This window comes from Streptomyces sp. NPDC104831 (assembly GCF_055583025.1).
The window spans coordinates 61453-64369 of record NZ_JBVJOT010000050.1 but is presented as its reverse complement, the minus strand read 5'-3'; the positions used below and the strand labels follow the sequence as shown (position 1 = coordinate 64369).

Sequence of the window (2917 nt, the reverse complement as noted above, 5' to 3'; positions counted from 1 at the left end):
GGGGGGGCCCACTAACCCCCGTGGCCACCAGCCGGCTGCTTCCCAGGCTCCCGCCAAGGGACGGCTCCACCTGCGACACCCCCCCTGGATGGCTTGCTGGGGCTCGTCCCGGTGGTTCATCGCGGTCGTGGCTGCCCGCGGCGTCCGCGGTCCGGTCAGGCGTGACGGTGGGAGTGGGAGTGACGGCTGCCGGTGACCAGGCGGTACAGGGCGAGCAGGATGAGCGAGCCGACGATGGCGGCTATCCACGTGGACAGCTCGAAGAACCCGTCGACGGAGTCGACGCCGAAGATCACCTTGCCGAGCCAGCCACCGAGCAGACCACCGGCCACGCCGATGAGCATGGTGACGATGATGCCGCCGGGGTCCTTGCCCGGCATGAGGGCCTTGGCAATGGCGCCGGCGAGCAGGCCGAGGATGATCCACGCGATGATGCCCATGGTGGTGGTCTCCGTTTCGTCGTTCCGTCGAATAGGGGCTTGCTCATCGTGTGTACCGTCTGCGCTCGTACAAACGTCCCCTTTTGATTGCGGCCCTCTCGCCCGCGGAACCGGGGAGCGGTCCGGGCGGCGTGGTGACGGTGTCACGCCCGGGGCGTCGGCCGGGTGTGCCACTCCTCGATCAGGGACCGTGCCGCCTCCTGGGTCGCATCCCGGTCGAAGGCGGCGGTCCGCCAGGTCACCGAGCGAAGGGCGCCCAGGTCGCGATAGGTCCGCATGATGCGCACGTGGTCGGGACGGGCGACGAAGTCCCGCAGCCGGTCCTCGTCGCGCCAGACGGAGACCGACCCGGAGTGCGGGCGCAGCAGTCCCGGCACGCTCCACAGCCACAGCCCGATCGCGCCCTCGGTGACGTCCCAGGTCCGGCGCAGGGCGAGGCCCGTGACGTGGATGCCGAGCGAGGTCCAGGGGCGGTACGCGGCGAAGCCGGTGACGCTCACGACGGCCGCGCCCCCCGCCTCCCCGTCCGGGCCCGCCGGGCCGGGCTTCCACGGGGCGAACCAGACGGGCACCGGCATGGACGGCTCACTCCTCGGGAGCACAGGGCCCGGGGAGAACGTCCGGCCGGAAACCCTATAAAACTGTACGGTCGTGCGTGCTAATGTATCAGCCTCCTGACGCCTGACCGAGGAGTGGCGAGCATGAAACCCACCGAGGCCGTTGCGAGCGCCGTCCTCAACACCGCCTCCCTCGTCTCGGGGCGGCTGGCGGGCAAGGGCGCGTTCACCCTGTTCCACATGCCGCTGGCGCGCAGCCGGCCGCGGTCCGCCGAGCGCGAGGTGTCCGGCGCGGCGCACGTCGGCCGCGTCGAACTCGGCGGCGGCAGGCACGCGGTGACGTACCGCTGGGGCGACGGATCCCGGCCCGTGCTGCTGGTGCACGGCTGGCAGTCGCGCGCCTCCCGGCTCTCCGGCTTCGTCCCCGGACTGCTGGAGCGCGGCTACAGCGTCGTCGCCTTCGACGCCCCGGGCCACGGCGACGCGGCCGGCCGCAGCACCACGATCCTGGACTACCGCGACATCGTCTCCGCGCTGCACGGCCAGTACGGCACCTTCGAGTGCCTGATAGCCCACTCGATGGGCGCGCTGGGCTCGTTCTTCGGGCTCAGGCACGGGGTGCGGGCCCGGAAGATCGTCACCATCAGCGGGGTCTGCGACTTCGACTACCTGATCCGGGAGTTCTGCGCCGAACTGAAGGTGCGCGACCGGCTCGAGGCGCGGCTGCGCGACGAGATCCGCGGACGGCTCTTCTCCGGCATGCCCGCCGAGGAGGTGCCGTTCTCGCTCACCGACATGCCCCGGAGCGTGCGCTCGCCCCTGCTGGTGGTCCACGACGAGGACGACACCAGGATCGGGGTGGCCCAGGGCCGCCGGCTGGCCGCGGCCTTCGGTGGCCAGGCCCGGCTCGTCGTCACCAGCGGCCTCGGGCACCGGCGCATCCTCGGCGACGCGGACGTCCTGCGCACCGTCCTCGACTTCGTCGGCCCCGGCGCGCACGGCGCCGACGAGCCGGACCCGCGTACGCTCTCCATGGACTGAATGCTTCCGCTTCGGCGGAGACTAACCGAACGAACGTCCGCTCATTGGTTACACTGTGGACACCTCAACGGAGCCGAGAACGTCCGGTCCAGGAGAGCGGGTGCACATGGGTGTGGCAGGAACGCAGGCCGACGGCCGGATCGCGCGCGGAAACCAGACCCGCCAGCTGATTCTCCGCAGGGCCGTGGAGATCGCCTCCGTGGAGGGGCTCGCGGCCCTGTCCATGGGGCAGCTCGCGAGCGAGCTGAAGCTGAGCAAGAGCGGGGTGTTCGCCCTGTTCGGCTCCAAGGAGGACCTCCAGCTCGCGACCATCCGCACGGCCATCACCGTGTACCTGGAACACGTGGTCCAGCCCGCCCGGGACCTGCCGGCGGGCATCGGCCGCCTGTGGTGCCTGTGCACGGGCTGGCTCACGTACTCCCGGGAGCGCGTCTTCCCGGGCGGCTGCTTCTTCTACTCGGTCTCCGCCGAGTACGACGCCCGCGAGGGCAAGGTCCACGACACGCTCGCCGCGGCCCGCGCCAACTGGTTCTCCTACCTGGAGCAGACCGCGCGCGAGGCACAGCTCGCCGGGGAACTCGCGCGGGACGCCGACATCCCCCAGCTGGTCTTCGAGCTCGTGGCGTTCCTGGAGATGGCGAACGCCGAGTCCGTCCTGCACGACGACTTCACGTGCTACGACAAGGCGGCCAAGGCCGTCCTGAGGCGCCTGCGCTCCGAGGCCACCGACCCCTCGCTGCTGCCGGCCGCCCCCTGACGCCCCGGGGGGGGGGGGGGCGCCCCGGGGGGGCTCCTCCCCCCTGCCCCCCTCTTCCTCCCACACCCCCCCATCTGGGCACCCCCCCTTCCCATGCAACGCTTTCCCCCCCCGCCGGGGAG

General features: G+C 71.7%; 4 protein-coding genes. 2 read left to right on the top strand and 2 right to left on the bottom strand.

Annotation, left to right across the window (positions count from 1 at the left end; translation table 11 throughout):
- Window positions 1-155: 155 nt before the first annotated feature.
- Window positions 156-440 carry a GlsB/YeaQ/YmgE family stress response membrane protein gene (locus ACZ63H_RS29325; protein WP_469870144.1) on the bottom strand — a complete coding sequence of 95 codons (285 nt, stop codon included), beginning with the start codon at window positions 438-440 and terminating at the stop codon, window positions 156-158.
- A gap of 143 nt (window positions 441-583) precedes the next feature.
- Entirely contained in the window at window positions 584-1018 is a 435-nt protein-coding gene (locus ACZ63H_RS29320; RefSeq protein WP_469870142.1) for a hypothetical protein, read from the bottom strand.
- A 123-nt stretch (window positions 1019-1141) separates the two neighbouring features.
- Between ACZ63H_RS29320 and ACZ63H_RS29315 the strand changes: the two genes are divergently transcribed.
- Together ACZ63H_RS29315 and ACZ63H_RS29310 are read left to right on the top strand one after the other, a co-directional pair.
- Window positions 1142-2038, top strand: a complete 897-nt coding sequence (locus ACZ63H_RS29315; RefSeq protein ID WP_469870140.1) for an alpha/beta hydrolase — start codon at window positions 1142-1144, stop codon at window positions 2036-2038.
- A 112-nt stretch (window positions 2039-2150) separates the two neighbouring features.
- Window positions 2151-2795: a TetR/AcrR family transcriptional regulator gene (locus ACZ63H_RS29310; RefSeq protein WP_469870146.1), complete on the top strand. Its 645-nt coding sequence runs from the start codon at window positions 2151-2153 to the stop codon at window positions 2793-2795.
- The last annotated feature ends 122 nt before the right edge of the window (window positions 2796-2917 follow it).